The 26,454-nt window shown below is 70.6% G+C and carries 19 protein-coding genes and 1 tRNA gene; 13 read left to right on the forward strand and 7 right to left on the reverse strand.

From position 1 onward, the window contains the following. The first annotated feature begins 603 nt into the window (after window positions 1–603). Together LCN96_RS18715 and LCN96_RS18720 are read left to right on the forward strand one after the other, a co-directional pair. On the forward strand, window positions 604–1,410 hold the full coding sequence (locus LCN96_RS18715) for a hypothetical protein (protein WP_225274066.1): 807 nt from the start codon (window positions 604–606) through the stop codon (window positions 1,408–1,410). Window positions 1,411–1,589: 179 nt separating this feature from the next. Beyond that, entirely contained in the window at window positions 1,590–2,501 is a 912-nt protein-coding gene (locus LCN96_RS18720) for a hypothetical protein (RefSeq protein ID WP_225274068.1), read from the forward strand. A 197-nt stretch (window positions 2,502–2,698) separates the two neighbouring features. Here the strand turns inward: LCN96_RS18720 and LCN96_RS18725 are convergent, their stop codons facing one another. Continuing rightward, a complete protein-coding gene (locus LCN96_RS18725) occupies window positions 2,699–4,363 on the reverse strand; it encodes a bis-aminopropyl spermidine synthase family protein (protein WP_225274070.1) in 1,665 nt (554 codons plus the stop codon). A gap of 259 nt (window positions 4,364–4,622) precedes the next feature. Here LCN96_RS18725 and gltB point away from each other — a divergent pair, with 259 nt between their 5' ends. Beyond that, on the forward strand, window positions 4,623–9,128 hold the full coding sequence (gltB, locus tag LCN96_RS18730) for a glutamate synthase large subunit (protein ID WP_225274071.1): 4,506 nt from the start codon (window positions 4,623–4,625) through the stop codon (window positions 9,126–9,128). A 14-nt stretch (window positions 9,129–9,142) separates the two neighbouring features. Continuing rightward, complete coding sequence (locus LCN96_RS18735; RefSeq protein WP_225274073.1) at window positions 9,143–10,621, forward strand: glutamate synthase subunit beta; 1,479 nt, start codon at window positions 9,143–9,145, stop codon at window positions 10,619–10,621. Between the two features lie 232 nt (window positions 10,622–10,853). On the opposite strand, the gene LCN96_RS18740 is transcribed toward LCN96_RS18735, so the two are convergent. Continuing rightward, window positions 10,854–11,699: a helix-turn-helix transcriptional regulator gene (locus LCN96_RS18740; protein ID WP_225274075.1), complete on the reverse strand. Its 846-nt coding sequence runs from the start codon at window positions 11,697–11,699 to the stop codon at window positions 10,854–10,856. 223 nt (window positions 11,700–11,922) lie between these two features. Between LCN96_RS18740 and LCN96_RS18745 the strand changes: the two genes are divergently transcribed. The 4 genes from LCN96_RS18745 (at window position 11,923) to pyk (ending at window position 16,631) form a co-directional block, all read left to right on the forward strand. Then, window positions 11,923–12,984, forward strand: a complete 1,062-nt coding sequence (locus LCN96_RS18745; protein WP_225274076.1) for an aldo/keto reductase — start codon at window positions 11,923–11,925, stop codon at window positions 12,982–12,984. 154 nt (window positions 12,985–13,138) lie between these two features. Next, window positions 13,139–14,818 carry a S8 family peptidase gene (locus LCN96_RS18750; RefSeq protein WP_225274078.1) on the forward strand — a complete coding sequence of 560 codons (1,680 nt, stop codon included), beginning with the start codon at window positions 13,139–13,141 and terminating at the stop codon, window positions 14,816–14,818. After that, entirely contained in the window at window positions 14,815–15,165 is a 351-nt protein-coding gene (locus tag LCN96_RS18755) for a DUF2784 domain-containing protein (RefSeq protein ID WP_225274079.1), read from the forward strand. Before LCN96_RS18750 ends, LCN96_RS18755 begins: the two co-directional genes overlap by 4 nt. A 35-nt stretch (window positions 15,166–15,200) precedes the next feature. After that, window positions 15,201–16,631, forward strand: coding sequence for a pyruvate kinase (gene pyk, locus LCN96_RS18760; protein ID WP_148441547.1), 1,431 nt, complete (start codon window positions 15,201–15,203; stop codon window positions 16,629–16,631). A gap of 290 nt (window positions 16,632–16,921) precedes the next feature. On the opposite strand, the gene dapD is transcribed toward pyk, so the two are convergent. The 3 genes from dapD to LCN96_RS18775 all read right to left on the reverse strand — a co-directional run bounded on the left by dapD (window position 16,922) and on the right by LCN96_RS18775 (window position 19,282). Then, on the reverse strand, window positions 16,922–17,887 hold the full coding sequence (gene dapD, locus LCN96_RS18765; protein WP_225274081.1) for a 2,3,4,5-tetrahydropyridine-2,6-dicarboxylate N-succinyltransferase: 966 nt from the start codon (window positions 17,885–17,887) through the stop codon (window positions 16,922–16,924). A gap of 64 nt (window positions 17,888–17,951) precedes the next feature. Further along, window positions 17,952–18,374: a pyridoxamine 5'-phosphate oxidase family protein gene (locus tag LCN96_RS18770; protein ID WP_225274083.1), complete on the reverse strand. Its 423-nt coding sequence runs from the start codon at window positions 18,372–18,374 to the stop codon at window positions 17,952–17,954. A gap of 47 nt (window positions 18,375–18,421) precedes the next feature. Then, window positions 18,422–19,282 (reverse strand): LysR family transcriptional regulator, encoded by an 861-nt coding sequence (locus LCN96_RS18775; protein ID WP_225274084.1) that lies wholly within the window; start codon window positions 19,280–19,282, stop codon window positions 18,422–18,424. Window positions 19,283–19,353: 71 nt separating this feature from the next. Between LCN96_RS18775 and LCN96_RS18780 the strand changes: the two genes are divergently transcribed. Beyond that, window positions 19,354–20,130: an SDR family NAD(P)-dependent oxidoreductase gene (locus LCN96_RS18780; RefSeq protein WP_225274086.1), complete on the forward strand. Its 777-nt coding sequence runs from the start codon at window positions 19,354–19,356 to the stop codon at window positions 20,128–20,130. Between the two features lie 117 nt (window positions 20,131–20,247). Here the strand turns inward: LCN96_RS18780 and LCN96_RS18785 are convergent. Further along, window positions 20,248–20,321, reverse strand: a tRNA-Leu gene (locus LCN96_RS18785). A 90-nt stretch (window positions 20,322–20,411) separates the two neighbouring features. On the opposite strand from LCN96_RS18785, the gene LCN96_RS18790 reads away from it, so the two are divergent. From LCN96_RS18790 to LCN96_RS18800, 3 genes are all read left to right on the forward strand, one after another. Continuing rightward, window positions 20,412–20,996 carry an ANTAR domain-containing response regulator gene (locus tag LCN96_RS18790; RefSeq protein WP_225274088.1) on the forward strand — a complete coding sequence of 195 codons (585 nt, stop codon included), beginning with the start codon at window positions 20,412–20,414 and terminating at the stop codon, window positions 20,994–20,996. Window positions 20,997–21,150: 154 nt separating this feature from the next. Beyond that, the gene (locus LCN96_RS18795; RefSeq protein ID WP_225274090.1) at window positions 21,151–22,422 is read left to right on the forward strand and encodes an ABC transporter substrate-binding protein; all 1,272 of its coding nucleotides are present in this window, start codon (window positions 21,151–21,153) and stop codon (window positions 22,420–22,422) included. Window positions 22,423–22,653: 231 nt separating this feature from the next. Continuing rightward, complete coding sequence (locus LCN96_RS18800) at window positions 22,654–23,964, forward strand: ABC transporter substrate-binding protein (protein WP_225274091.1); 1,311 nt, start codon at window positions 22,654–22,656, stop codon at window positions 23,962–23,964. Between the two features lie 56 nt (window positions 23,965–24,020). Here the strand turns inward: LCN96_RS18800 and LCN96_RS18805 are convergent, their stop codons facing one another. Next, window positions 24,021–24,695, reverse strand: coding sequence for a hypothetical protein (locus tag LCN96_RS18805; protein WP_225274093.1), 675 nt, complete (start codon window positions 24,693–24,695; stop codon window positions 24,021–24,023). Between the two features lie 416 nt (window positions 24,696–25,111). On the opposite strand from LCN96_RS18805, the gene LCN96_RS18810 reads away from it, so the two are divergent. Beyond that, on the forward strand, window positions 25,112–26,407 hold the full coding sequence (locus tag LCN96_RS18810; RefSeq protein WP_225274095.1) for an ABC transporter substrate-binding protein: 1,296 nt from the start codon (window positions 25,112–25,114) through the stop codon (window positions 26,405–26,407). Window positions 26,408–26,454: the final 47 nt, after the last annotated feature.

A 26,454-nucleotide genomic window follows, 5' to 3' on the forward strand; every position in this document is an offset into this window, starting at 1 on the left:
AGCAGCCGGAGGGCGGCCCGCTCGCGCGGCGCCCGCTCCGCGGAGCCGTCCGGCGGCGACTGGCAGGCAGCGGGTTCGGACGCCGGCACCAGGTCGATCACGGGTTCGGGCGGCGGTGACCGTCCGGCCGCGGGTTCGCACAGTGGCAATCATGCGGCTACGGGTTCGCACAGCGGCAGTCATGCGGCTACAGGTTCGCACAGCGGCAGTCATGCGGCTACGGGTTCGGACAGCAGCGGCTGGGCGGCAACAGGCGGAGACAGCAGCGGTTGGCCGGCCACGCAGAACGAGAGCGCCGGTAGGCCGGCCGCACCTGGCGGCGACGACGACATCTGGTCGGTCTTGGACGCCGACGGTGGCACCTGGCTCCCCAAAGACCTTCCCAACGTACGAGCAAGAATGGCCGAGCCCAGCGGAGGCCGTTCCGCGAACAAGGACCGACGCGCCGCCGAGACCACCGACGGAGCTGATCAGCCCGACGCCGCCGGATGGGACGACGACGCCCCGCAAGGCGACCGAAAGGGAAGGGGCAGGGGAGCCCGCAGAGGCAAGGGGCCTGGGGGAGAGGACGACCCGGGAAGAGGCGACGGAGCCGGCCAGCAGGTGGCCTCGTCCAGCAAGCGACGCCGCACGCCACGCTCGGACTGGCAGCTCCCCCTGCTCACCGACTGGGGTTTCCGCCCGGAACAGCAGCGGCTGATGGTCATCATCGCCACGGTCGTGGCCGTGCTGGCAGGCGGCACGGGTCTGATGGTGGCGATCACCAACCTGGGCACGTACTCGCCGGAACGGCAGGCCAGCGCCGCCGTGCTCGGCCCTGACGCGGCGGTGCCGCAGGTGTTCCACGGGTGGGGCTCGCCCAAGCTGTTCGACCCGCTGGCGGAGCGGGCCAAGGACGCCAAGGCCCTGACCGAGAAGGAGGTCTTCAGCCAGGGCGAGCTCGCCGTCACCAAGAAGCTCAAGCTGAAGCTCGTCGCCAAGCAGCTCGACGCCGACTGTGCGGCGGCGCTGTGGGGTGGCACCCTCCTCGAACGGGTCTCGGACGCTGGGTGCACCCAGGCGGCCCGCGGCCTGTACGCCAGTTCCGACGGCCGGTACGTCGGCCAGTACACGCTACTCAACCTCAAGGACGGCAAGTCGGCGGCCGAGCTGGTCGAGTCTTTGAAGACCCTTTACCGCGGCGGCTGGGCCCGGCCCCTGACCTCCACCAAGGCCTCCTTCCCCGGCGGCGGCTACTCGGAGGCGGGCGGCTACGCGCTGGGTCACTACGTCGGCCTGGTCTGGATCGGCAAGGTGGACGGCGCCGAGCCCACCACCAAGGACGACTTCGTCTCGCTCACGCTGGCCCTGCGCGGAGCGGAGAAGGCCGTTTACCGCCGGGTCGTCGCGATCACGGGAGCGGCCTCCTGATGGCACGCACCAGCACCGGAGCAACCCCGCCCGACGATTCGGCCGCGCATGCCCCACACAACCCGGCCGCGCATGCCCCACGCAATCCGGCCGCGCATGCTCGGCGTGACCCGGCCGCGCATGCCCCGCGTGACCCAGCCTCGGACGACCTTCCCGGCGACCGTGCCCCGGACGGCCCGTTGAGCGATGCGGCCCCGGCGAGCGTGCCGGGCGTTTCCGCCTCGCGAGGAGGCCCTCTGCGCCACCCGGCCTCGGAATCCCCACCAAGCCCGGACGCGACGGTCAAGCCAGGCGATCACGCCTCAAGCGCCACGTCCGGCCAGCCCGCCTCCGAGGTCCTCTCAAGCAGGCAGGCAGCCGACACCTCCGCAGGCAAGCCCGCCTCGAACACCGGCAAGCCCGCCTCGAACACCGGCAAGCGCGACTCCACCGCGGAGACCTCCGGCAGTTCCTGGGAGGACGAGCGGAGCGGACGCCCGAAGGCGCGCATCCTCCTCATCGCGGCCGCCATCCTCATCGCCGCCGCCGTCGGCGTGGGCGGCTGGATGTGGCTCGGCCGCGAGCAGCCCCGCCCCGCCACCTTCCACGCCGAACCCACCTCCGCCTTCTACACCGCCATCGACACCCGCCAGAACGACGCCTCCCCGCTGACCCTCCAGGAGGTCTTCACCGGGGCCACCAAGACGCTGGGCAAGATGAGCCTGGTGGGGACACGCGAATTCACCGACTGCGACGAGGCTCTCTGGGGCGCCACGGCACCGGGCTGCACGCAGGCGCTCCAGGCCATGTACCAGGGCGGGGCCATGGCGGGGCAGTTCGTCGTCTTCAACCTAGCCGACGGGCGGGCGGCCGACGCGCTGGTGGCGGCGCTGCGTACGGACGGGTTCGTACGGCAGGACATCGCCTTCGAGGCGGCCGGCAGCCGGGCGCAGGCCCGGGCGATGGGGCATTATGTGACGGTGAGCTGGGTCGGCGGCACTGCCCAGGCCCCGGCTGAGGGCCTGGTCGCGGCCGAGGACCTGGTCACGGCGCTCGTAGCCCTCGACGGCCTCGGCCGCGCGGTCCAGGGCCGCATCATCGCAGCCACCTGAACCCGCGCATCCGGCTTCCAGGGCCGCACGGGCCGGTATCGCTTCAGGGCCGCGCGGGCCGGGATCGCTCAGGGGCTGTGCGTGTCGGCGTCGCTCATCGGCCGCATGGGCCGGCATCGCTTCAGGGCCGCGCGGGCCGGGATCGCTCAGGGGCCGCGCGTGTCGGCATCGCTCACGGGCCGCAGGTGCAACGCCTCTCAGGGTGTTGTGCTCGTCAGGGCCTTGACCGTGGTGGCGACCGCCTCCCGGAGGGCGGAGAGGCGGTGGAGGGGTGCTTCCAGCGGGGTCAGGTCGTCGGACCAGTCGGCGGCCTCGCGGATCAGAACGCGGGCCTCGTTCTTGGTCAGCGTCGTGCCCTGCGCCCTGGCGAGCGCGATGAGGGCCTCGCGCCAGGTGTTGGCCAGCTTGGCGTGGCCGTTGTCCAGGATTCTGCGCAGGACCGTGTCCACCTCGGCCTCGGGCTGCGGCAGCCGTACGGCGTCCAGGACGCCCTCGCCCGCCTCCGCCAGCGTGTACACGGCGGAGAGGGCGGCGGGCAGGCGGGACGGGAGGCCTGGGCCGACGAGGCGCAGGTGAGCGGCGCGGGAGGCCAGCAGGAGGCGGGGGAGTGCGGCTTCCAGGCCGGGCGGGACGGCCACCGCCACCCGGGTGGGTGCGGCGGCGTAGGGCTTGGCGAGCCAGGTGGAGAGCTTGACGCGGGGCTGGGTGAAGGACTTGGGCCAGTCGCCCACCAGGAGGTCGGCCTCGAACCCCGCCAGCGCCCCCGCCTCCGTCGCGCCCGTGGCCGCCGGCGCCTGATCCGCGCTGGGGTCCGGCGTCGCTTCTGCGACATGTGACGCTGGAGGAGCCTGCACGGCTTCGGACGCTGAAGTCGCCGACGTGGCGTCCAGCGCACGCGCGGCGCTCTCCACCGCCTGCGGCCCCTGCGTGTAGATCGCGGTCGTCACCCGGCTCAGCCGCGACTGCACAGCCGGCCGGGTCTTGCTGGTGGGCCTAAGAACGTAGAGATCAGCAGCGGACCCGATGGCCTCCGCCCCGAAATACCGATTGAAATCGGGATAGATCGCCTCATAGGCAAGGTTGAGCTCCGACAACTCCTGCTGCACCTTGAAGGCCAGCAACGGCGTCCGCTCGCTGGCCCCGTAAGCCAGCAGCACCCGCCCCCCATCCTTGAGCCCTTCGACGGCGCGCGCCACGAACAGGCCGGTGCCCTCCGGCGTGTACGGCGGATCGGTGAGCGCGAGGTCGTGATCTTTGGCGGAGGAGGGCAGGCCGAGGCGCAGGTCGGCCCACCGGGTGCGGACGCCCAGGCGCTGCTCGTCGATGTAGGCCAGGATGCGGTCGTCCACGTCTACCACGGTGACGTCCGTCGCGGGATGGACGAGCTTGACCGCCAGCGAGGTGAGGTCGTGGTCGCCCACGCACAGCAGGCGCGAGCCCGGCAGCCAGAAGCGGGCCCCGAGCAGCAGGGCCCGGCGCAGGACGGTCTCGGGGGTGGCGGAGACGTGGTCGAGCACGTGGCGGGCGCGCGGGGCCTTGGCGATGAGGGTGGTGAGGCGGTCGAGGACGGGGGTGTAGTGGGGCAGGAGGTGGGCCACCGGGTCCTCGGGGGGCGGGGCGACGGCGATGAGGTCCTGGTAGGCGGGCGTGTCGGCGAGGGGCACGCGGAAACGGTCGCCGTCGCGCTCCAGCCTCAGCTCGCGCAGCAGCGCCTCGATGGTGCGCCGGGACGTGGCCGTATCCCTGACCAGATCCGGAAGGGTCCACCACTGACCGTCGCACACCAGGCTCAGGGCGTGCCTGAGCCGCCTGCTGTCGGCCCCCGCCTCGATGAGCAGGCGCTCCACCCCGTCACGCTCCATGGCCCAAACCCTATCGGCTCGCGGGGACTCGCTCCCGCTGGCGGAAATCGCTGTACGGACCGGGAATTTCGGTGGCCACGCCCAGGGTTTGGGATAGGGAGTTCGGATGTCGAGATGGGCGCAAAAGTTCGTAATGCGGACGCGGCGGGCACCATTCCGGCAGGGTGAGGTAACCTCTACCCACGATATGCAGCAGGGCCAACGTCGTCCCTCGCCTGTGAAGCAGTTCTAGACAGACGAAGACGACGGGAGGGATTCAATGCCTGCTGCCCACCTCGGGTTCCCCGAGCCCCAGGGCCTGTACCACCCCGCCAACGAGCACGATGCCTGCGGTGTCGCCATGGTTGCCGACGTCGCCGGGCGCCGTGGTCACGGCATCGTGGTCAAGGCGCTGACGGCGCTGTGCAATCTTGATCATCGGGGGGCCAAGGGTAGCGAGCCGGACACCGGCGACGGAGCCGGGATCCTGACGCAGATCCCCGATGGGTTCTACCGGGCGGTCGTGCCGTTCACGCTGCCCGAGGCCGGTGCGTACGCCACCGGCATCGCCTTCCTGCCGTTCGACGCCGAGGCCAGGAGCGTCGCGACGCGCCTGATCGAGGAGATCGCGGCCGAGGAGGGCCTGACCGTGCTCGGCTGGCGCGAGACGCCGGTCGACCGGGAGCTGCCGGGGCCGAGCGCCCGGGCGGTCATGCCGCACTTCGCCCAGCTCTTCGTGTCCGACCCCGAGGGGCGCACGGGGCTGGAGCTGGACCGGCTCGCGTTCTGCCTGCGCAAGCGGGCCGAGCACGAGGCCGACGTGTACTTCCCGTCGCTGTCGTCGCGGACGGTCGTCTACAAGGGCATGCTCACGCCCGACCAGGTCGAGCCGTTCTTCCCCGACCTGAGCGACGAGCGTTACGAGACCGCGATCGCGCTGGTGCACTCGCGCTTCTCCACCAACACCTTCCCGAGCTGGCCGCTGGCCCACCCGTACCGTTACATCGCCCACAACGGCGAGATCAACACGGTCAAGGGCAACCGCAACTGGATGCGGGCTCGCGAGGCGATGCTGGCCTCCGCCCACATTCCGGGCGATATTTCGCGACTTTTCCCCATCTGTGACCCGGATGGCAGCGACACCGCCAGCTTCGACGAGGCCCTCGAGCTGCTGCACATCGGCGGCCGGAGCCTGCCGCACGCCGTCCTGATGATGATCCCCGAGGCGTGGGAGAACCACACCGAGATGGACCCGGCGCGCCGGGCCTTCTACGAGTTCCACTCCACGATGATGGAGGCCTGGGACGGCCCCGCCTCGATCACCTTCACCGACGGCACCCTGGCCGGCGCCGTGCTCGACCGCAACGGCCTGCGCCCAGGACGCTTCTGGGTGACCGCCGACGGCCTGGTCGTGCTCGCCTCCGAGGCCGGCGTGCTGGACATCAAGCCCGAGGACGTGGTCCGCAAGGGCCGCCTGCAGCCGGGCCGGATGTTCCTCATCGACACCGCCCGCGGCAAGATCATCGAGGACGACGAGATCAAGGCCGAGCTCGCCGCCGAGCTGCCGTACAACGACTGGCTGCACGCCGGGCTCGTCCGCTTCGAGGAGCTCCCCACCCGCCGCCGCGAGATCCCCACCCACGAGGCGCTCGTCAAGCGGCAGCAGACCTTCGGCTACACCGAGGAAGAGCTGCGCATCATCCTGTCGCCGATGGCCAAGAGCGGCCAGGAGCCGATCGGCTCGATGGGCACCGACACGCCTGTCGCCGTGCTGAGCGAGAAGCCGCGCCTGCTGTTCGACTACTTCTCGCAGCTGTTCGCGCAGGTCACCAACCCGCCGCTGGACGCCATCCGCGAGGAGCTGGTCACCTCGCTGGCCAGCACGATCGGGCCGGAGGGCAACCTGCTGGACCCGGGGCCCAGCTCCTGCCGCCAGCTCGTGCTGCCGTACCCGGTGATCGACAACGACGAGCTCGCCAAGATCATCCACATCAACGACGAGCACGACCTGCCGGGCTTCCACCCGTACGTCATCAGCGGCCTGTACGAGGTCGCCGGCGGCGGCCAGGCGCTGCTGCGGCGGCTGGAGGAGATCAGGGCCGAGGCGTCCAAGGCGATCGCCGACGGCGCGCGCATCCTCGTGCTGTCCGACCGCGGCTCCTCCGACGCGCTCGCCCCGATCCCGGCGCTGCTGCTCACCGGCGCGGTGCACCACCACCTGATCCAGGAGAAGACCCGCACCAAGATCGGCCTGGTCATCGAGACGGGCGAGGCGCGCGAGTGCCACCACATGGCGCTGCTGATCGGCTACGGCGCCGGCGCGATCAACCCGTACCTCGCGATCGAGACGATCGAGGACCTGGTCGACACGGGCGTGCTGCAGCTCGACAAGCACAAGGCCGTCCGCAACCTGATCAAGGCCTACGGCAAGGGCGTCATCAAGGTCATGTCCAAGATGGGCGTGTCCACGGTGGCCTCCTACACCGGCTCGCAGATCTTCGAGGCGCTCGGCCTGAGCCAGGAGGTCATCGACTCCTGCTTCACCGGCACCACCTCCCGCCTCGGCGGCGTCGGCTTCGACGTGCTGGCCGAGGAGGTCGCGCAGCGGCACCGCCACGCCTACCCGCGCGTGGAGAACGCCCACCGCAAGCTCCAGGTCGGCGGGGAGTACCAGTGGCGGCGCGAGGGCGAGCCGCACCTGTTCAACCCCGAGACCGTCTTCAAGCTGCAGCACGCCACCAGGACCCGCCGCTACGAGATCTTCAAGGAGTACACCGACCTGGTGGACTCCCAGTCGGAGCGGCTGATGACCCTGCGTGGCCTGTTCAAGCTGCGCAAGGGCAACCCGATCCCCATCGAGGAGGTCGAGCCCGTCTCGGAGATCGTCAAGCGGTTCTCCACGGGCGCGATGTCGTACGGCTCCATCTCGATGGAGGCGCACGAGACGCTCGCCATCGCGATGAACCGGCTCGGCGGCAAGTCCAACACCGGCGAGGGCGGCGAGGACCCCGAGCGCCTGTACGACCCGGCCCGCCGGTCGGCGATCAAGCAGGTGGCCTCGGGCCGGTTCGGCGTCACCTCCGAGTACCTGGTCAACGCCGACGACCTGCAGATCAAGATGGCCCAGGGCGCCAAGCCCGGCGAGGGCGGCCAGCTGCCCGGCCACAAGGTCTACCCGTGGGTCGCCAAGACCCGGCACTCCACGCCCGGCGTCGGCCTCATCTCGCCGCCGCCGCACCACGACATCTACTCGATCGAGGACCTGGCCCAGCTCATCCACGACCTGAAGAACTCCAACCCGGAGGCCAGGGTCCACGTGAAGCTGGTCGCCGAGGTCGGTGTCGGCACGGTCGCGGCCGGGGTGTCCAAGGCGCACGCCGACGTGGTGCTCATCTCCGGGCACGACGGCGGCACCGGCGCCTCGCCGCTGACGTCGCTCAAGCACGCGGGCGCCCCGTGGGAGCTCGGCCTGGCCGAGACCCAGCAGACGCTGCTGCTGAACGACCTGCGCGACCGCATCGTGGTGCAGGTGGACGGTCAGCTCAAGACCGGCCGCGACGTGGTCATCGCCGCGCTGCTGGGCGCCGAGGAGTACGGCTTCGCCACCGCTCCGCTGGTCGTCTCCGGCTGCGTGATGATGCGCGTCTGCCACCTCGACACCTGCCCGGTGGGCGTGGCCACGCAGAACCCCGAGCTGCGCAAGCGCTTCACCGGTAAGCCCGAGTTCGTGGTGAACTTCTTCGAGTTCATCGCCGAGGAGATCCGCGAGTACCTCGCCGAGCTGGGCTTCCGCTCGCTCGACGAGGCGATCGGGCACGTCGAGATGCTCGACATGACCGCGGCGGAGAACCACTGGAAGGCCAGCGGCCTCGACCTGTCGCCGATCCTGCACCAGCCGGAGCTGCCCGCGGGCACCCCGCTGCGCCGCACGGTGGAGCAGGACCACGGGCTGCAGCACGCGCTCGACAACACGCTCATCCAGCTCGCCGAGGGCGCCATCAACGACGGCACCCCGGTCACGCTGGAGCTGCCCATCCGCAACGTGAACCGCACGGTCGGCACCATGCTCGGCTACCAGGTCACCCGGCGGCACGGCGGCAAGGGCCTGCCCGACAACACGATCGACATCTCGTTCACCGGCTCGGCGGGCAACTCGTTCGGCGCGTTCCTGCCGCGCGGGATCACGCTGCGGCTGACCGGCGACGCCAACGACTACCTCGGCAAGGGCCTGTCCGGCGGGCGGATCACCGTCCGGCCGCACGACGAGGCCCCGCTCGACGGCCACATCATCGCCGGCAACGTCGCCCTGTACGGGGCCACGTCAGGCGAGGTGTTCGTCCGGGGTGTCGTGGGCGAGCGGTTCTGCGTGCGCAACTCCGGCGCCACGGCGGTCGTGGAGGGCGTGGGCGACCACGGCTGCGAATACATGACCGGCGGCAAGGTCGTGGTGCTCGGACAGACCGGGCGCAACTTCGCGGCCGGCATGTCGGGCGGCATCGCGTACCTGCTGGATCTCAAGCCCGAGCGGGTCAACCGCGAGATGGTCGCCATCGAGGCGCTCACCGAGCAGGACGCCGAGTTCCTCAAGGAGACCGTCGAGAAGCACTTCGCGGAGACCGGCTCGCCGGTCGCCAAGGCGCTGCTGGCCGACTGGGACGCGGCGCTCACCAGGTTCGGCAAGATCATGCCGACCGACTACAAGAGGGTGCTGGAGGCCGCCGAGGCCGCCCGCATCGAGGGCCGGGACATCGACGAGGCCGTCATGGCGGCCGCGGTTAAGGGATAAGGGAGGCGTACCGAATGGCTGACCCGAAGGGTTTTCTCACGCACGACAGGGAGCTGCCGGCGCGCCGCCCCGTGGACGTCCGCATCAGCGACTGGCGCGAGGTCTACCAGGACTTCTCGCAGGAGAAGCTGACCAAGCAGGCGGCCCGCTGCATGGACTGCGGCATCCCGTTCTGCCACAACGGCTGCCCGCTCGGGAACCTCATCCCCGAGTGGAACGACCTGGTCTACCGCACCGACTGGCGCGAGGCGATCGAGCGGCTGCACGCCACCAACAACTTCCCGGAGTTCACCGGCAGGCTCTGCCCGGCTCCGTGTGAGGCGGCGTGCGTGCTCGGCATCAACTCCGACCCGGTGGCGATCAAGCGGGTCGAGGTCGAGATCATCGACCGCGCGTTCGCCGAGGGCTGGGTGGCCCCGCAGCCGCCGGCCGTCAGGACCGGCAAGAAGGTCGCGGTCGTCGGCTCGGGCCCGGCGGGGCTCGCCGCCGCCCAGCAGCTCACCCGCGCCGGGCACGACGTGGTCGTGTTCGAGCGGGCCGACCGCATCGGCGGGCTGCTGCGCTACGGCATCCCCGAGTTCAAGATGGAGAAGCGGCACATCGAGCGCCGCCTGGAGCAGATGCGGGCCGAGGGCACCGAGTTCCGCACCGGCGTGAACGTCGGGGTCGACATCACGGCCGCCGAGCTGCGCGAGCAGTTCGACGCCGTGGTGCTGTCCGGCGGCGCCACCCAGTGGCGCGACCTGCCGGTGACCGGGCGCGAGCTCAAGGGCGTCTACCAGGCGATGGAGTACCTGCCGCTGTCCAACAAGGTCCAGGAGGGCGACTACGCGGTCTCGCCCATCTCGGCCGAGGGCAAGCACGTCGTCGTCATCGGCGGCGGCGACACCGGCGCCGACTGCATCGGCACCGCGATCCGGCAGGGCGCCAAGTCCGTCACCCAGCTGGAGATCATGCCGCAGCCGCCCAGGTCCAGGCCCGGCAGCCAGCCGTGGCCGACGTTCCCCATCCTGTTCAAGATGGAGAGCGCGCACGAGGAGCTGGCGGACGGCGGCGGGCAGCGCGTGTACGCCGTGTCCACCACCGAGTTCGTCGGCGACGCCGACGGCAACGTGCGGGCGCTGCGGCTGGTCGAGGTCGAGGGGCCGCAGAACGGCTTCAAGCCGATCCCGGGCACCGAGCGCGAGATCCCGGCCGAGCTGGTGACGCTGTCCATGGGCTTCGTCGGGCCGGAGAAGGGCTCGCTGCTGCAGGACCTGGCGGAGGTCGCCGGTGACGGCTTCTACGACGCCAGGGGGAACGTGGCGCGCGACAAGACGTACATGTCCAAGGTGGACGGCGTCTTCGTGGCGGGTGACATGGGGCGCGGGCAGTCGCTGATCGTGTGGGCCATCGCCGAGGGACGCGCCGCCGCCTCCGGCGTCGACCGCTTCCTCACCGGCGACACCGCCCTGCCTTATCCGATTCTGCCCACCGCACGTCCGCTCGTCTGACGCCATCTCGACGCGGCCCGGTTCGTCCGGGCCGCTGTCGTGTTTCCAGGCCGTACTTCACTTCCAGGCCGTACTTCACTTCAAGGCCGTACTCCACTTCAAGGCCATACTTCACGGCACAGCCAAGGTCACCGCCACCCGCCGTACGGTGCTGAGGACCTCCAGGAAGACGCCCGCTGAGCCCGCACGGGGCCGGCCGCCGTTACGCGCACCCTCTTGACCGTCCGCGTGGTCAGGCCGCACAGGCGCGTGCGATCGCGTCGAGCACCCGCTGGGAGTCCGGGTCCGCGGCCCGGTAGATCACCAGCCGCTGACCGGGCGCCTGCAGCGGAGCCAGCACCTCGTACTCCACCGTCAGCGGCCCTTCCGCGGCGTGCCGCAGCCGCTTCCGCCCTCTGGCGTTGACCCGCACGTCGCGCATCGCCCACAGCCGGGCGAACTCCTCGTTGCCCGAGGTCAGCTCCTCCACCAGGTCCGCCAGGCCCTTGTCGTCGGGATGAGCGGCCCAGGAGGCCCGCAGGTCGGCGATGCCCTCCCGGATCGTGCGCTCCCTGTCGCGGAAGAAGTCGCCGAGGCCGGGGTGGAGCATGCACAACCACAGGCTGTTGCGCTGCCTCGGCGGCAGCGTGCCGAAGTCGAGCATGAGCCCGGCCATCTCGGGGTTCCAGGCGATGATGTCGAAGCGGTGGTTGACCACCATGGCGGGCAGCGGCGACAGGTCCAGGACCAGCCGGGACAGCGGGCCTGCCTCGTCGTCGGCGGGGCCCTCGCGCTCGGGCCTGCTGGCCGGTCGCTGCTGGGCCAGGTCGAACAGGTAGCGCCGCTCGTCCTCGCTCAGCCTCAGCGCGCCTGCCAGCGCCTCCAGCACCTCGGGGGAGGGGCGCAGGCCGCGGCCCTGCTCCAGGCGGGTCACGTAGTCGACGCTCACGCCGGCCAGCTCCGCGACCTCCTCCCTGCGCAGCCCCGGCGTGCGGCGGTGGGCGCGGCGCGCAGGCAGCTCGACGTCGCCGGGACGCAGGCGCTCGCGGCGCGTCCGCAGGAAAGCGGCGAGCTCGCGGGTCTGGTCGACGGTGCTCATCGCCTCGATTTTAAGGCCGCCGGCACGCCCCGCACCGCCGCCCCGGACTCCCAGGAGCGCCGTCCCCGACTCGCCGCCCCGGACTCCGGGGAGCGCGGCCCCGACCTGATGCCCGGAATGGCCGCCTGGCGGGCAGTGCCGTCCCTCACCGCTGCCTGGGACGGCTGATCCCAGGAAGAGCCTTCCCTTACCCATGCCCCGCCGCCCGAGCACGCTGGGACGCATGACCACTCTCGACACCTACCGCCTGCTGGGCCGTTCCGGGCTGCGGGTCTCGCCGCTGGCGCTGGGCACGATGACGTTCGGGACCGACTGGGGCTGGGGCGCGGACCAGGACGAGTCACGCCGCATCTTCGACGCCTACGCCGAGCGCGGCGGCAACTTCATCGACACCGCCAACCAGTACACCGACGGCACGTCCGAGGCCCTGGTGGGCGAGTTCGCGGCGGGGCGGCGCGAGCAGCTCGTGCTGGCCACCAAGTACAGCGCGAGCAGGCGCCCCGGGGACCCGAACGCAGGCGGCAATCACCGCAAGAGCCTGGTGCAGTCGGTGGAGGCCAGCCTGCGCCGCCTGCGCACCGACTACATCGACCTGCTCTACCTGCACGCCTGGGACTTCACCACGCCCGTGGAGGAGATCCTGCGCGGCCTGGACGACCTCGTCAGGGCCGGCAAGGTGCTCTACACCGGCATCTCCGACACGCCCGCCTGGCAGGTGTCCCGCATGCAGGCCATCGCCGACCTGCGGGGCTGGTCGCCGCTGATCGCCCTGCAGATCGAGTACAGCCTGATCGAGCGGACGGGGGAGCGCGACCTGATCCCGATGGCGCGGGAGCTGGGGCTCGGCGTGATCCCGTGGTCGCCGCTGGGCAGCGGCGTGCTCACCGGCAAGTACACCCGTGCGGACCTGGCCCACGAGATCTCCGCCGATCCGGCGGGCACGCGCAAGAACGTGGCGGCGGCCAACGGCTCGCTCACCGAGCGCTCGCTCGGCATCGCCGACGTCGTCAAGGGCGTGGCCGAGGAGCTGGGCACCACGCCGTCGCAGGTGGCGCTGGCCTGGGCGCTGCTGGAGCCGGGTGTCACGGCGCCCGTCGTCGGAGCCCGCACGCTCGCCCAGCTGGAGGACAACCTGGGCGCGCTGGACGTGCGGCTCAGCGACGACCAGCGCGCCAGGCTGGCCGAGGCCAGCCGGGTGGACCTGGGGTTCCCGCACGAGTTCCTGAGGCGGCCGATGCCGCGCAGCGTGATCATGGGCGGGGTCACGCTCGAACACACCCGCTGACCTTCCGGCGCCGGGGCCGGGGGCGTGGACGGAGCGGGCTTCCCCTGGAGGTCCGCTTCGTCGTCTATCGACCGAAATTTCACCACTAAGTTGCATCAGGGGATTCCTGTCGGGAAGATTCAGGTTCTGCGGCAAGTCGGCGGATGGGGGAAGAATGCGGCGGGTCGCCTCGGGCATGACGGCGCTGGCCGCCGTGGTGGCGCTCGGCGCCTGCACGCCGTCCGCGACCCGGGAGGCCGCCACGTCGCGCGCCGAGTTCCTGGTCTTCTACGACTACGGCAAGCGGCACCAGGCCGAGGCCGCCGTCGAGCGCGCCGGCGGCACCGCGGTCTCCGCCGACACCAGGCTCGGCTACCTGATGGCGGCCGGCTCCGGCGCCGGTTTCGAGGAGGCCGTGGGCGCGGACCCGGCCATCGTCGGCGTCTCCCCGGACCGCCGCATCGGCTACGCCACCTCCGGCCCTGCCACCCCGGCCACCGCCCGCACCACCACGCAGGCCGCCCGTACCGGAAAGCTCTCCACCCGCCCCGCCGCGTTCCCCGACGAGAAGTCGTTCACCACGAAGCGGGGCGAGCCGCTGGCGAGCCGCCAGTGGGACATGCGCATGATCGGCGCCGACCGCGCCAACGCCAAGGCGCCCGGCAGCAAGCAGGTCCTCGTCGGCGTCATCGACACCGGCGTGGACGGCAGGCACCCCGACCTCGCCCCCAACTTCAACCGCGAGCTCAGCCGCAACTTCGTCACCGACAAGCCCAAGGACGAGTACGGCGAGACGCTCGACGGCCCCTGCGAGGCGTCCGGCTGCAAGGACGGCGTGGACGTGGACGACGACGGCCACGGCACCCACGTGGCCAGCACCATCGCCTCCCCGCTGAACGGCATCGGCATCGCCGGCGTCGCGCCCGGCGTGCAGATCGTGAACATCAGGGCGGGCCAGGACTCCGGCTTCTTCTTCCTCAAGCCCAGCCTCGACGCGCTCACCTACGCCGGCGACATCGGCGTGGACGTGGTGAACATGAGCTACTTCGTCGACCCCTGGCTGTTCAACTGCGCGAACAACCCCTCCGACACCAAGAAGCAGCAGCTCGAACAGCAGGCCATCATCACCGGCATGCAACGCGCGCTCGACTACGCCAGGCAGCGCGGCGTCACGCTGATCTCCGCGCTCGGCAACGGCTCCACCGACCTCGGCCGCCCCCAGGTGGACAAGCAGAGCCCCGGCTACCCGAAGGGCGACGAGAAGGAGCGGCGGGTCGACAACTCCTGCCTCAACGTGCCCGCCGAGTCGGACGGCGTCATCTCCGTCTCCGCACTCGGCCCCTCCGGTCGCAAGGCCGTCTACAGCGACTACGGCGACGAGCAGACCGACGTGTCGGCGCCCGGCGGCGACGTGCTCGACGGGCAGGGGACGCAGGCCACCCGGTCGATCCTGGCGGCCGCGCCCGAGCACGTGCTGCGCGCCTCCGGCCGCATCGACGCCAAGGGCGAGCCCAAGGGCACCGACGTGGTCAAGGACTGCACCGGTGGCACCTGCTCCTACTATCAGTACCTCGAAGGCACCTCGATGGCCTCGCCGCACGCGGCCGGCGTCGCGGCGATCCTCGTCAGCCGCTTCGGCAAGCCGGGCAAGGGCGGGCTGGAGCTGGCCCCGGCGACGGTCGAGCAGCTGCTCTACAAGACCGCCACGCAGAAGGCCTGCCCCACGCCGCGCCAGTACGTCTACAAGGTCTTCGGGCAGACCGAGACGCACGACTGCGAGGGCGGCCCGGCCGACAACGGATTCTACGGGCACGGCATCGTGGACGCCTGGAAGGCGGCTACCGTCGAACCATGACGTACCGGCTCCTGGCCGACGCGGCGATGGTGGTGCACTTCGCTTTTCTCGTCTACATGGCCGTGGGCGGGTTCCTCGCGTGGCGCTGGCGGCGTACGATCTGGGCGCACCTCGCCGTGGTCGCCTGGGGCCTGCTCTCGGTCACGACCGGCGTCGAGTGCCCCCTCACCCTCGCCGAGGACTGGGCGCGCCGTGGCGCGGGCCTGGAGGGGTTACCCGCCAGCGGCTTCATCGACCACTACATCGAAGGCGTGATCTACCCACAGGAGTACACGAACTTGGCGCGACTTGGGGTCGCCGTTCTCGTTCTGTTCTCTTACGTCGGGTACGTTCTCCGTCGTCAGTGACTGCCAAGTGGTCTGTACCAATTAAGGTAGGACTCGTGACTCGTCGCGCGAAAATCGTCTGCACCCTAGGCCCCGCCACATCGTCCAAGGAACGTCTCCGCGAGCTGATCGCCGCGGGCATGGACGTGGCACGGTTCAACCTCAGCCATGGCAATCATGACCTGCACAGAGAGGTTTACGACCGGGTCAAGGAGGTGGCGGCCGACCTCGGCCGCGGTGTAGGCGTGCTCGCCGACCTGCAGGGCCCCAAGATCCGGGTCGGCACGTTCGAGGAGGGCCCCGTCCGGCTGGGCTTCGGTGACGTCTTCACCATCACCACCGAGGACGTGCCGGGTGACCGCGAGCAGGTCTCCACCACCTACAAGGGGCTGCCCAAGGACGTCCGTCCGGGTGACACGATCCTCGTCGACGACGGTCGCCTCGTGCTGGAGGCCACCCGCGTCGACGGTGAGCGCATCACCACCCGCGTCGTCATCGGCGGCATGATCTCCGACAACAAGGGCCTCAACCTGCCGGGCGTCAACGTCAGCGCCCCGGCGCTCACCGACAAGGACGAGGCCGACCTGCGCTGGGCGCTGCGCACCGGCTTCGACATGATCGCCCTGTCCTTCGTCCGCCGCCCGTCCGACGCCGACGTGGTGCGCAACATCATGGAGCAGGAGGCCGTCCGGCTGCCGCTGCTCGCCAAGATCGAGAAGCCGCAGGCCGTCGACCGCCTCCCCGACATCGTCGAGGCCTTCGACGGCATCATGGTCGCCCGCGGCGACCTCGGCGTCGAGCTGCCCCTGGAGCAGGTGCCGATCGTGCAGCGGCGCATCATCGAGCTGTGCCGCGAGAAGGCCCGCCCGGTCATCGTCGCCACCCAGATGCTCGACTCGATGATGAACGCCCCGCGCCCCACCCGCGCCGAGGCCTCCGACGTCGCCTACGCCGTCATGGACGGCGCCGACGCGGTCATGCTGTCGGGCGAGACCTCGGTCGGCAACTACCCGATCGAGGCCGTCTCCACAATGGACCGCATCGCCTGCGCCGCGGAGAAGTCCTCGCTGCACGCCACCCACACCCTGGAGCGCATGCCGGAGACCACCGGCGGCGCCATCGCCCGCGCCGCGGCCGAGGTGGGGGCCATCGTGGGGGCCAAGGCGCTGGTGGCGTTCACGATGTCGGGCGAGACTGCGCGGCGGCTGGCCCGCTACCGCTCGCCGATCCCGCTGCTCGCCTTCACCTCCGCGCCGCACGTGCGCGGGCAGCTGTCGCTGACGTGGGGGGTGGAGACGTTCCACGTGCCGTTCGTGCACCACACCGATGACATGGTGCGGCAGGTGGAGGCGTCGCTGCTGTCGCTGGGGCGGCTGGAGAAGGGCGACAAGGTGGTCATCGTGGCCGGCTCGCCTCCCGGCACGCCTGGCTCGACCAACGCCCTGCGCGTCCACACGATCGGCTCCGCCGTCTCCCACGCGCACTGACGCGATCACGGCGCGCCGCCGGTCGTGAGGCGCTGCTGTTGTGGTTACGAGGCCACCCGCCGCACCGCGGTGGGTGGCCTCGCCGCTGCACAGCCCGTGCGTGATGCTTCTCCGTCACGTCCGGCCGCGTGAGCCAGTCTCCGTCACGTCCGGCCGCCCCAGGCCCATCCCTTACGCTCCGCCGTGGCCCCCCACCCGCCGCACTCCGGCTGAGGGCCCTCCAGGAAACGCCCTCTGACCCTGCACCGGCTCAGCGCCGTCACGCGAGCCGGGCTGAGCCGCCGAGGTGGTCAGTCGTTGGCGTGCAGAGCCGCGTTGAGCTCGATGCCGCCGCCCTTGCGAGGCAGTGCCTCCACCGCGCCCGACTGCGAGTTGCGCCGCAGCAGGATGCCGTTGGAGCCCGACAGCTCGGCCGCCTTGACCACCGTGCCGTCCGGCAGCGTGACGCGGGTGCCCGCCGTGACGTACAGGCCCGCCTCCACCACGCAGTCGTCGCCCAGCGAGATGCCCAGGCCCGCGTTGGCGCCCAGCAGGCAGCGCTCGCCGATGGAGATGACCTGCTTGCCGCCGCCCGACAGCGTGCCCATGATGGAGGCGCCGCCGCCCACGTCGGAGCCGTCGCCGACGACCACGCCGGCCGAGACCCGGCCCTCGATCATGGAGCTGCCGAGCGTGCCGGCGTTGAAGTTCACGAAGCCCTCGTGCATGACCGTGGTGCCGGCGGCCAGGTGGGCGCCGAGCCGAACACGGTCGGCGTCGGCGATCCGGACACCCGAGGGCAGCACGTAGTCGACCATCCGGGGGAACTTGTCGACCCCGAACACCGTCACCGCGCCCCTGGCCCGCAGCCGCAGCCGCGTGCGCTCGAAGCCGGGCACCGGGCAGGGACCGAAGTTCGTCCAGACCACGTTGGCCAGCAGGCCGAAGATGCCGTCGAGGTTGACGCCGTGCGGCTGGACCAGCCGGGCCGAGAGCAGGTGCAGGCGCAGGTAGACGTCGTGCGCGTCCACGGGGGCCTCGGAGAGCTTGGCGATGCCGGTGCGCACGGCCACCACCTCCACGCCGCGCGCCGCGTCGTGGCCGGCCTGCTCGGCCAGCTCCCCCGCCTCGTCGGCGGAGAGCCGCTGGGTGCCCGTATGGGGCGCGTCGCCCAGCTCGGGGGCGGGGAACCAGGTGTCGAGGACGGTGCCGTCGGCGGCGATGGTGGCGAGTCCGGCGCCGAACGCGCCGGTCGAGGTGGGATCGATAGCAGTCACGGGCCCAAAAATACCGTTTCCCAGGTCGGCACACGGCCTCCAGGGCACCGGTTCGCGGCGCGCGTCAGCCCAGGGCGCCCAGGTCGGCCGAGAGCCAGTGGTCGGGGCACATCCTGAACGTCACCAGCATGTTCAGGTCGGAGCCCTGGACGTAGCCGGACACGGCGTCAGGCGGCAGGTAGCGGGAGGAGATGCGGGTGAGGTCGTCGAGCGTCGTGGGCCCCGAGCGCACCACCGGGCCCTCCACGGACACGTAGCGGTAGGTCGGGCTGTCGCGCTGCACCAGGATCGAGAACCGGCCCGCCTTGGCGATCAGCCGGGCCTTGTGCGAGTCGCCGTCCGTCAGGAACCGGATCTCGCCGCCGGGGCTGTAGTCGTACCAGACGGGCACGACCAGCGGCGCCCGGCCGGCGCCCGCCTCCACCGCCAGGCTGGCGATGTGCGACTCCGCCAGGAACGCCTCCCGGGCCGCCACGCTCAACGGCATCCCGCCCCACCCCCGTAGTCGACCCGTAGTCATCGATCTTGCAACGGCTATTCCCGGTGGGAGCGATCCCGAAAAGTCCCGACCGCACCTGGTAACCGGGCGGCCACCTCCGCCGCCGTGCGCACGAACTGCGCGAGCGCCCGCGACCGGGCCCCCTCCGGCCAGGCCAGCACCACGGTCGTCGGCGCGCCGTCGATCACCGGCACGCACGCCAGGTCCCGCCGCACCTGCTCCCGCACCGACTCCGGTGCCACCACCACGAGCTGCCCCAGCACGACGAGCTGCATCAGCATCGCGGGATCGCTCACGTCCGGATGGGCCCCGGGCCAGCGGGGCGTCGGGTCGGCCTCGAGGTCGGCCAGGCGCACGTGGTCGCGGCCGGCCAGCGGATGGCTTGCCGCCATGACGGCCACGCTGCCCTCCACCAGCAGCGGCTCGCTGTCGAACCCCGTCAGGTCCTCGTACGGGCTGTGCAGGAACGCCACGTCGGCCGTGCCGTCACGCACCAGCCGCGCCCGCTCCGCCACCCCGCACAGCGCCAGCTCCACCGCCACGGCGCCGGGCAGCGCGCCGTAGGCGGCCAGCAGGTCCGGCAGCAGCCCGCCGTCGCCGCCCGGCTTCAGCGCCACCACCAGCCGTGGCTCGGCCAGCCCGGCTCGGCGGGTGCGGGCGGTGGCCGCGGCCACCGCGTCGAGCACCGTCGCAGCCTCCCTGGCCAGCACCTCGCCCGCCGGGGTCAGCGACACGCCGCGGCTGCCGCGCTCGAACAGCCGCACGCCGAGCCGCCGCTCCAGCTTCTGGATCGCCCTCGACAGCGGCGGCTGCGCCATGCCGAGCCGTGCCGCCGCGCGCCCGAAGTGCAGCTCCTCGGCGACGGCCGCGAAGTAGGCCAGCTCGCGCGTCTCCATACCCTCAGGGTATTGCCCGTGACCCATCCGGTGTTGGCCCCCGGATCGGGGCGGGTGGTGTGCTTCCTGCCATGGCAGAAACCACCACCGTGGCCCTGGTGACCGGGGCGAACAAGGGCATCGGCTACGCCGTCGCCGCGGGGCTCGCCGCCCGCGGCCTGACCGTCCTGCTCGGCTCCCGCGACCGCGCCCGCGGCGAACAGGCCGCCGCCCGCCTCCGCGCCGAGCTCACCGCCACCGGAACGAACGGGGATCGGCAGGCGCGGGCCGCGGAGCCCGAGGTGCGCGCGATCGTCCTGGACGTGACCGACCCCGCCACCATCGAGGCCGCGGCCGCGTCGCTGGACCGCCTGGACGTGCTGGTCAACAACGCCGGCATCGCGGGCCCCATCGGCCTGACGCCGGGCGGCACCCCGGCCGCCGTGATGCGCGAGGTCTTCGAGACCAACGTCATCGGTGTCCTCATGGTCACCAACGCCCTGCTCCCGCTGCTGCGCCGCTCACCCGCTCCCCGCGTCGTGAACGTCTCCAGCGGCGTCGGCTCCCTGCACCACCACACCGACCCCGCCCACTACCTGTCGGCCCTCCCGGCCTCCGCCACGTATCCGCCCTCCAAGACCGCGCTCAACTCGCTCACCGTCCAGTACGCCAAGGAGCTGCGCGAGGACGGCATCCTGGTCAACGCCGCCGCCCCCGGCGCCTGCGCCACCGACTTCACCAAGGACCTGCCGTTCCCCATCACCCGCACGGCGGCCGACGGGGCGGCCGTCATCATCGAGCTGGCCACGCTGGGGCCCGACGGCCCGACGGGCGGTTTCTTCGACGAGCACGGCCCCGTGCCCTGGTGACCACAATTTCGGTCAAGATTTCGGCCAGCGGTCACGGATTGCGCTATCGTGCATGCGGAGAGTGTCGCGCCCGGGTGCGACAGAGCCGCCCGGCACGGGGCCGGGCGGTCAGGTGAGTGCCCCGGGTGGGATTCGAACCCACACTGAATGGATTTTGAGGCCATCGACTCTGCCGATTGGTCTACCGGGGCGGCAGTTGTCCGGTCTGTGATCTCGCAGCGTAGCGCTGCGAGTCGCACCGGCGTGGATCTAATCTACCGGACGTCTGTACTCTTCTGCTCGTGAGTACGCAGCGGCGAGTAGTGATCGCGGAAGACGAGGCCCTGATCCGCCTCGACCTCAAGGAGATGCTCCAGGAGGACGGCTACGTCGTCGTGGGCGAGGCCGGTGACGGCGAGCAGGCGATCAGGCTGGCCGCCGAGCTGAAGCCCGACCTCGTCATCCTCGACGTGAAGATGCCCGTGCTCGACGGCATCTCGGCGGCCGAGCGGATCGTGTCCGAGCGGATCGCCCCCTGCCTCATCCTGACCGCGTTCTCCCAGCGGGATCTGGTCGAGCGGGCCAGGGACGCGGGCGCGATGGCCTACCTGGTCAAGCCGTTCACCAAGGCCGACCTGGTGCCGGCGATCGAGATGGCGGTCAGCAGGCACGAGGAGATGGTGGCGCTCGCGGCCGAGGTGTCGAGCCTGTCGGAGCGGCTGGAGACCAGGAAGCTGGTCGAGCGGGCCAAGGGGCAGCTGATGACGCTGCACGGCTGGACGGAGCCGCAGGCGTTCCGATGGATCCAGAAGGCGTCGATGGACCGGCGGCTGAGCATGCGCGAGGTTGCCCAGATCGTTATAGACGACGCGGCGGAGCGATCCTGAAAAAGCCGTATATCAGGTGATTTAGCCCGGCGGGTTGTGGTGCGGTCACGAGTGGGCATCCAACCGGCTTCGGCCGCTTACCCCGGGGGGCGTCCCGGCGCGTAACTGATGGGCGGACGCAAAGGTCCGCTCATCTCGATCGGAGACGCACCCCATGATCCGTAATCTTCGCGCGCCGCTCGCCGTCACCGCGGCCGTCCTGGCGCTGGCGGCGTGCTCGTCCGGCGGCACGACCGCCGGCACCGTCACCTCAGGCTCCGCCTCCGCGCCGCAGGGCGACGGCACGCTGACCCTCGGCACCGTGTTGCCGCAGACCGGCTCGCTGGCCTATCTGGGCCCGCCCATGTTCGGCGGCGTCGACCTGGCGCGCAAGGAGATCAACGAGGCCGGCGGGGTGCTCGGCAAGCCCGTCGCCAAGTTCGACACGGACTCGGGGGACACGACCACCAACATCGCCTCCCAGTCGGTGGACAAGCTGCTGACGCAGAAGGTGGACGCGATCGTCGGGGCGGCGTCCTCGTCGGTGTCGGAGTCGATCATCGACAAGATCACGCGGGCGAAGGTCGTGCAGTTCTCGCCCGCCAACACCTCCGACAAGTTCACCACGATCAAAGACGACGGCCTCTACTTCCGCACGGCCCCGCCGGACAAGCTGCAGGGGCGGGTCCTGGGTGACCTGGTGGTCGCCGATGGCAACGACACCATCGGGATCCTGGCCATGCAGGACTCCTACGGTTCCGGCCTGGCCGACCAGGTGACGAAGACGGCCGAGGAGGGCGGCGGGAAAGTCGTGGAGCGGGTGGACTACGACCCGAAGGCGGCCGACTTCTCCGCCGACGTGGCCAAGATCAAGGCGGCGAACCCGAAGGGCATCGTGCTCATCGGCTTCGAGGAGACCTCGAAGGTCGTGCAGGAGCTGGTCAAGCAGGGGCTGACCAGCGACAGGCACAAGTGGTACATGGTGGACGGCAACATGTCGAACACCAACTTCGTCAAGGCCCCGAAGGGCACCTTGGACGGGGTCAAGGGCACGCTGCCGGGGGCCGAGGCGCCCGGGGCGTTCCAGGAGCGGCTGCTGCAGGTGAACCCGGAGATCACCGAGTACACCTACGCGGCGGAGTCGTACGACGCCGTGACGCTCCTCGCGCTGGCCGCGGAGGCGGCCAAGTCGGACGCGGGCCCGGCCATCGCGGGCAAGCTGGTGGAGGTGAGCAAGGGCGGCACCAAGTGCACGGGGTTCAAGGAGTGCGTGGACCTGGTGCGGGCCGGCACGGACATCGACTACGACGGCGTCAGCGGCCCGGTGGACTTCAACGACGTGGGTGACCCGTCGGTCGCCACGATCGGCGTCTACCAGTACGGCGCGAACAACAAGTTCAACGCCGCCAAGGCGATCGAATATCGCCGGGGGAACATCGACGGCTGATCCACGTCCTCATTCTCGCCCTGGCCCGGCTATTTCGGGCCAGGGCATCATCGTTTACGGACGCATCCGTAACTCTCCTGAAACAGTCCATTACTCTGTGTATTTGGGACATTACAATCGAGTATAAAAGTCGGGTAAGAACTCCCCAACCGTGCTGCGGACAGGCAAGCTGAGCTCGGAAAACCCGGCGGAGGTGATCGTCTCTTCGCCGAGATTGGGGGAGTCTCTTATATGAACCGCATTGCTCCGATGGGGCGCCTGCTGGCCGTCGCGGCCGCGGCGAGCCTGGCCCTGACGGCCTGTGGCGGCGGTGGCGACACGGCCGGGCAGTCCGCCTCCACCGCGCCGTCCGCCGCGACGTCCACGGAAGCCTCCTCGGCGCCCGCGGCGAAGGGCGACGGCACGCTGACCCTCGGCACGGTGCTGCCGCAGACCGGCTCGCTGGCCTTCCTCGGCCCGCCCGAGTTCGCCGGCGTGGACCAGGCCGTCAAGGAGATCAACGAGGCGGGCGGCGTCCTCGGCAAGCCGGTCACCAAGGTGCACACCGACTCCGGCGACACCACCACGAACATCGCCTCGCAGTCGGTGGACAAGCTGCTGGCGCAGAAGGCCGACGCCATCATCGGCGCCGCCTCCTCGTCGGTGTCGGAGTCGATCATCGACAAGATCACGGGCGCGGGGGTCGTGCAGTTCTCGCCGGCCAACACCTCCGACAAGTTCACCACGATCGAGGACAACGGGCTCTACTTCCGTACGGCGCCGCCGGACAAGCTGCAGGGCCGCGTCCTGGGTGACCTGATCGCGGCCGACGGCAACGACACCGTCGGCATCCTGGCCATGCAGGACTCCTACGGCTCCGGCCTGGCCGACCAGATCACCAAGACGGCCGAGGCGGCCGGCGCCAGCGTCGTGGAGCGGGTCGACTACGACCCGAAGGCGGCCGAGTTCTCCGCCGACGTGGCCAAGATCAAGGCGGCGAACCCGAAGGCCGTGGTGCTGATCGGGTTCGAGGAGGGCGCCAAGGTCGTGGCCGAGCTGGTCAAGCAGGGCCTGGGCGCCGACAAGGTGAAGTGGTACATGGTGGACGGCAACATGTCGAACACCAACTACCTGAAGATGCCCAAGGGCACGCTCACCGGCGTCAAGGGCACCATCCCCGGGGCCGAGGCGCCCGAGGAGTTCAGGGAGAAGCTGCGCAAGCTCGACCCGAAGCTCGACGACTTCACCTACGCCGCCGAGTCCTACGACGCGGCGAACCTCATCGCGCTGGCCGCCGAGGCCGCCAAGGACGACAGCGGCGCGTCCATCGCGGCCCAGCTGGCCGAGGTGAGCAAGGGCGGCGAGAAGTGCAAGACCTTCAAGGACTGCGCCGACCTGCTCAAGGCCGGCAAGGACATCGACTACGACGGGATCAGCGGCCCCGTCGAGTTCGACGCCAACGGTGACCCGGCGGTGGCGACCATCGGCGTCTACCAGTACGGCGACGACAACAAGTACGCCAGCAAGGCGCTGGAGTACCGGACCGGCAAGATCGAGGGCTGAGCCCGCCTGCCGGACGGAGCCCCTCCCCGCACGCCCGGGGGAGGGGCTCCCGCGTGTCAGGAGCCGAGGCCGCAGGCTCGCTGGGCGTAGCGGATGAAGCGGTCCTGGAGGGGCTTGGGCATGGTGACGATCACCACGCGCTCCTCGCCGCCGTCCACCGACGCCCGTACGGGGAACAGGAAGGCTTTCTTGGCCTCGGCGAAGGCGTGGCCGTCGCACCGGGCGGGGCTGAGCGTGAGCGGCACCTCCAGCCGCTGTGCCGCCGCGGCCAGCGTGCCCAGCGGCGTGCCCGGTGACGTGCTCGGCGGCGTGCCCGGTGACGTGCCCGGCGACGTCGCCTCGGGCGTGACGAGGTAGTGGGTGGTGCCGCCGACGTCGGTGAGCGTCACCGTGCCCTGGCCGCGCCGCGTGACCACCAGGCTGCCGCGCATGACCCGCTCCCGCTTCGGCCCCGACTCCGTCCACGTGGGGCCGAACTCGATGCTCGCGCTCTGCTTGACGAGGAACTCCGAGCACTCGTCGCGCAGCAGCCTGGCCAGCAGCGGGTCGGGGTGGGGCACCTCGAAGACCACCTTGCGGGGCTGCTCGGAGCCGGTGCGGACGTGGGCCACGACGGTCGCGGGCCGCACCTGGGGCAGGCCCTGGGGCAGGCAGCTGGCGGCGCCGTAGGTGAGGGGCAGGTCCGTACGCTCGGTCTTCTTGATGACGGCGTCGGCCCGCTGCGGCGGCAACGTTTTGAAGGACGGCGTGACGAGCTGGACGTCAGCGAAATAAACAGGTGTTTCACTAGTATTTCGGACAGCCACTTGAAGCACGTGCACCGGCTCGTCCGAGCGATATTGGGCCAGTGAGACCGACACTCCGGGCGGTGGTCCGGCGGGCGGCGGAGAGGGCGAGGCGGGCGAGCTGCAACCGGCGGCGAACGCGACCATCAGCAGGAGAGGCGTTTTGCGCTTCACCTGTCGCACATTAAGCGTCCGTGCGCAGCTCTCGTAAGTTGAGGACTGATTACGACTCCGCATCCAAGTGCCGACAGTTCTCCAGCGGATCTGGTTCGAGTGTGCAGCAGTTTTGTACGTTTCCGTCATTCGATCGGGAACGCTCGGCGGTGCTGAGGATCCCGGCCTGGAATCGGAGGAGACACTTCATGATCCGCATTGCTCCCGTGGGACGGGCGCTGGCTGTCGTGGCTGCCACCAGCCTCGCCCTGACAGCCTGCGGTGGTGGCGGCGGTGACACCGCCACGCAGGCTTCCCAGAGTGCCGCGCCGGCCTCATCCGCGCCCGCGGCGAAGGGTGACGGCACGCTGACCCTCGGCACGCTGCTGCCCCAGACCGGTTCGCTGGCCTTCCTCGGCCCACCCGAGTTCGCGGGGGTCGACCTCGCGCTCAAGGAGATCAACGAGGCCGGCGGCGTGCTCGGCAAGCCCGTCGCCAAGTTCGACACGGACTCGGGCGACACCACCACCAACATCGCCTCGCAGTCGGTGGACAAGCTGCTGGCGCAGAAGGCCGACGCCATCATCGGCGCCGCCTCCTCGTCGGTGTCGGAGTCGGTGATCGACAAGATCACGGGTGCCGGCGTGGTGCACTTCTCGCCGGCCAACACCTCCGACAAGTTCACCACGATCGAGGACAAGGGCCTCTACTTCCGTACGTCCCCTCCGGACAAGCTCCAGGGCCGCGTGCTGGGTGACCTGATCATCGCCGACGGCAACGACACCGTCGGCATCATGGCCATGCAGGACTCCTACGGAACCGGTCTGGCCGACCAGGTCCAGAAGACGGTCACCGATGGCGGTGGCGAGGTCGTCGAGCGCGTCGACTACGACCCCAAGGCCGCCGACTTCTCCGCCGACGTGGCCAAGCTCAAGGCGAAGAACCCCAAGGGCATCGTCCTGATCGGCTTCGAGGAGACCGCCAAGGTCGTGCAGGAGCTGGTCAAGCAGGGCATGCCGGCCGACAAGCACAAGTGGTACATGGTGGACGGCAACACGTCGAACACCAACTACGTCAAGATGCCCAAGGGCACGCTGACCGGCGTCAAGGGTACGATTCCCGGCGCCGCGGCTCCGGAGGAGTTCCAGAAGAAGCTCACTGCGGTCGACCCCGACCTTGAGGACTTCAGCTATGCTCCCGAGTCCTACGACGCGGCGAACCTGATCGCGCTGGCCGCCGAGGCCGCCAAGAGCGACGCGGGCGTCGACATCGCGGCCAAGCTGATGGAAGTCAGCAAGGGCGGCACGAAGTGCAAGAGCTTCAAGGAGTGCGTCGACCTGCTGAAGGCCGGTACGGACATCGACTACGACGGCGTCAGCGGCCCGGTCGAGTTCGACGAGGCCGGTGACCCGGCCGTCGCCACCATCGGCATCTACCAGTACGGCGACGACAACAAGTACGCCCCCAAGGCGCTGGAGTACCGCACCGGCAACATCGCCGGCTGATCAAGCACCACCCAGGCACCACCTCGAAGGGCCCGGCCGTCTCGGCC

The sequence above is a fragment of the Nonomuraea gerenzanensis genome, assembly GCF_020215645.1.
GTDB classification, from domain to species: domain Bacteria; phylum Actinomycetota; class Actinomycetes; order Streptosporangiales; family Streptosporangiaceae; genus Nonomuraea; species Nonomuraea gerenzanensis.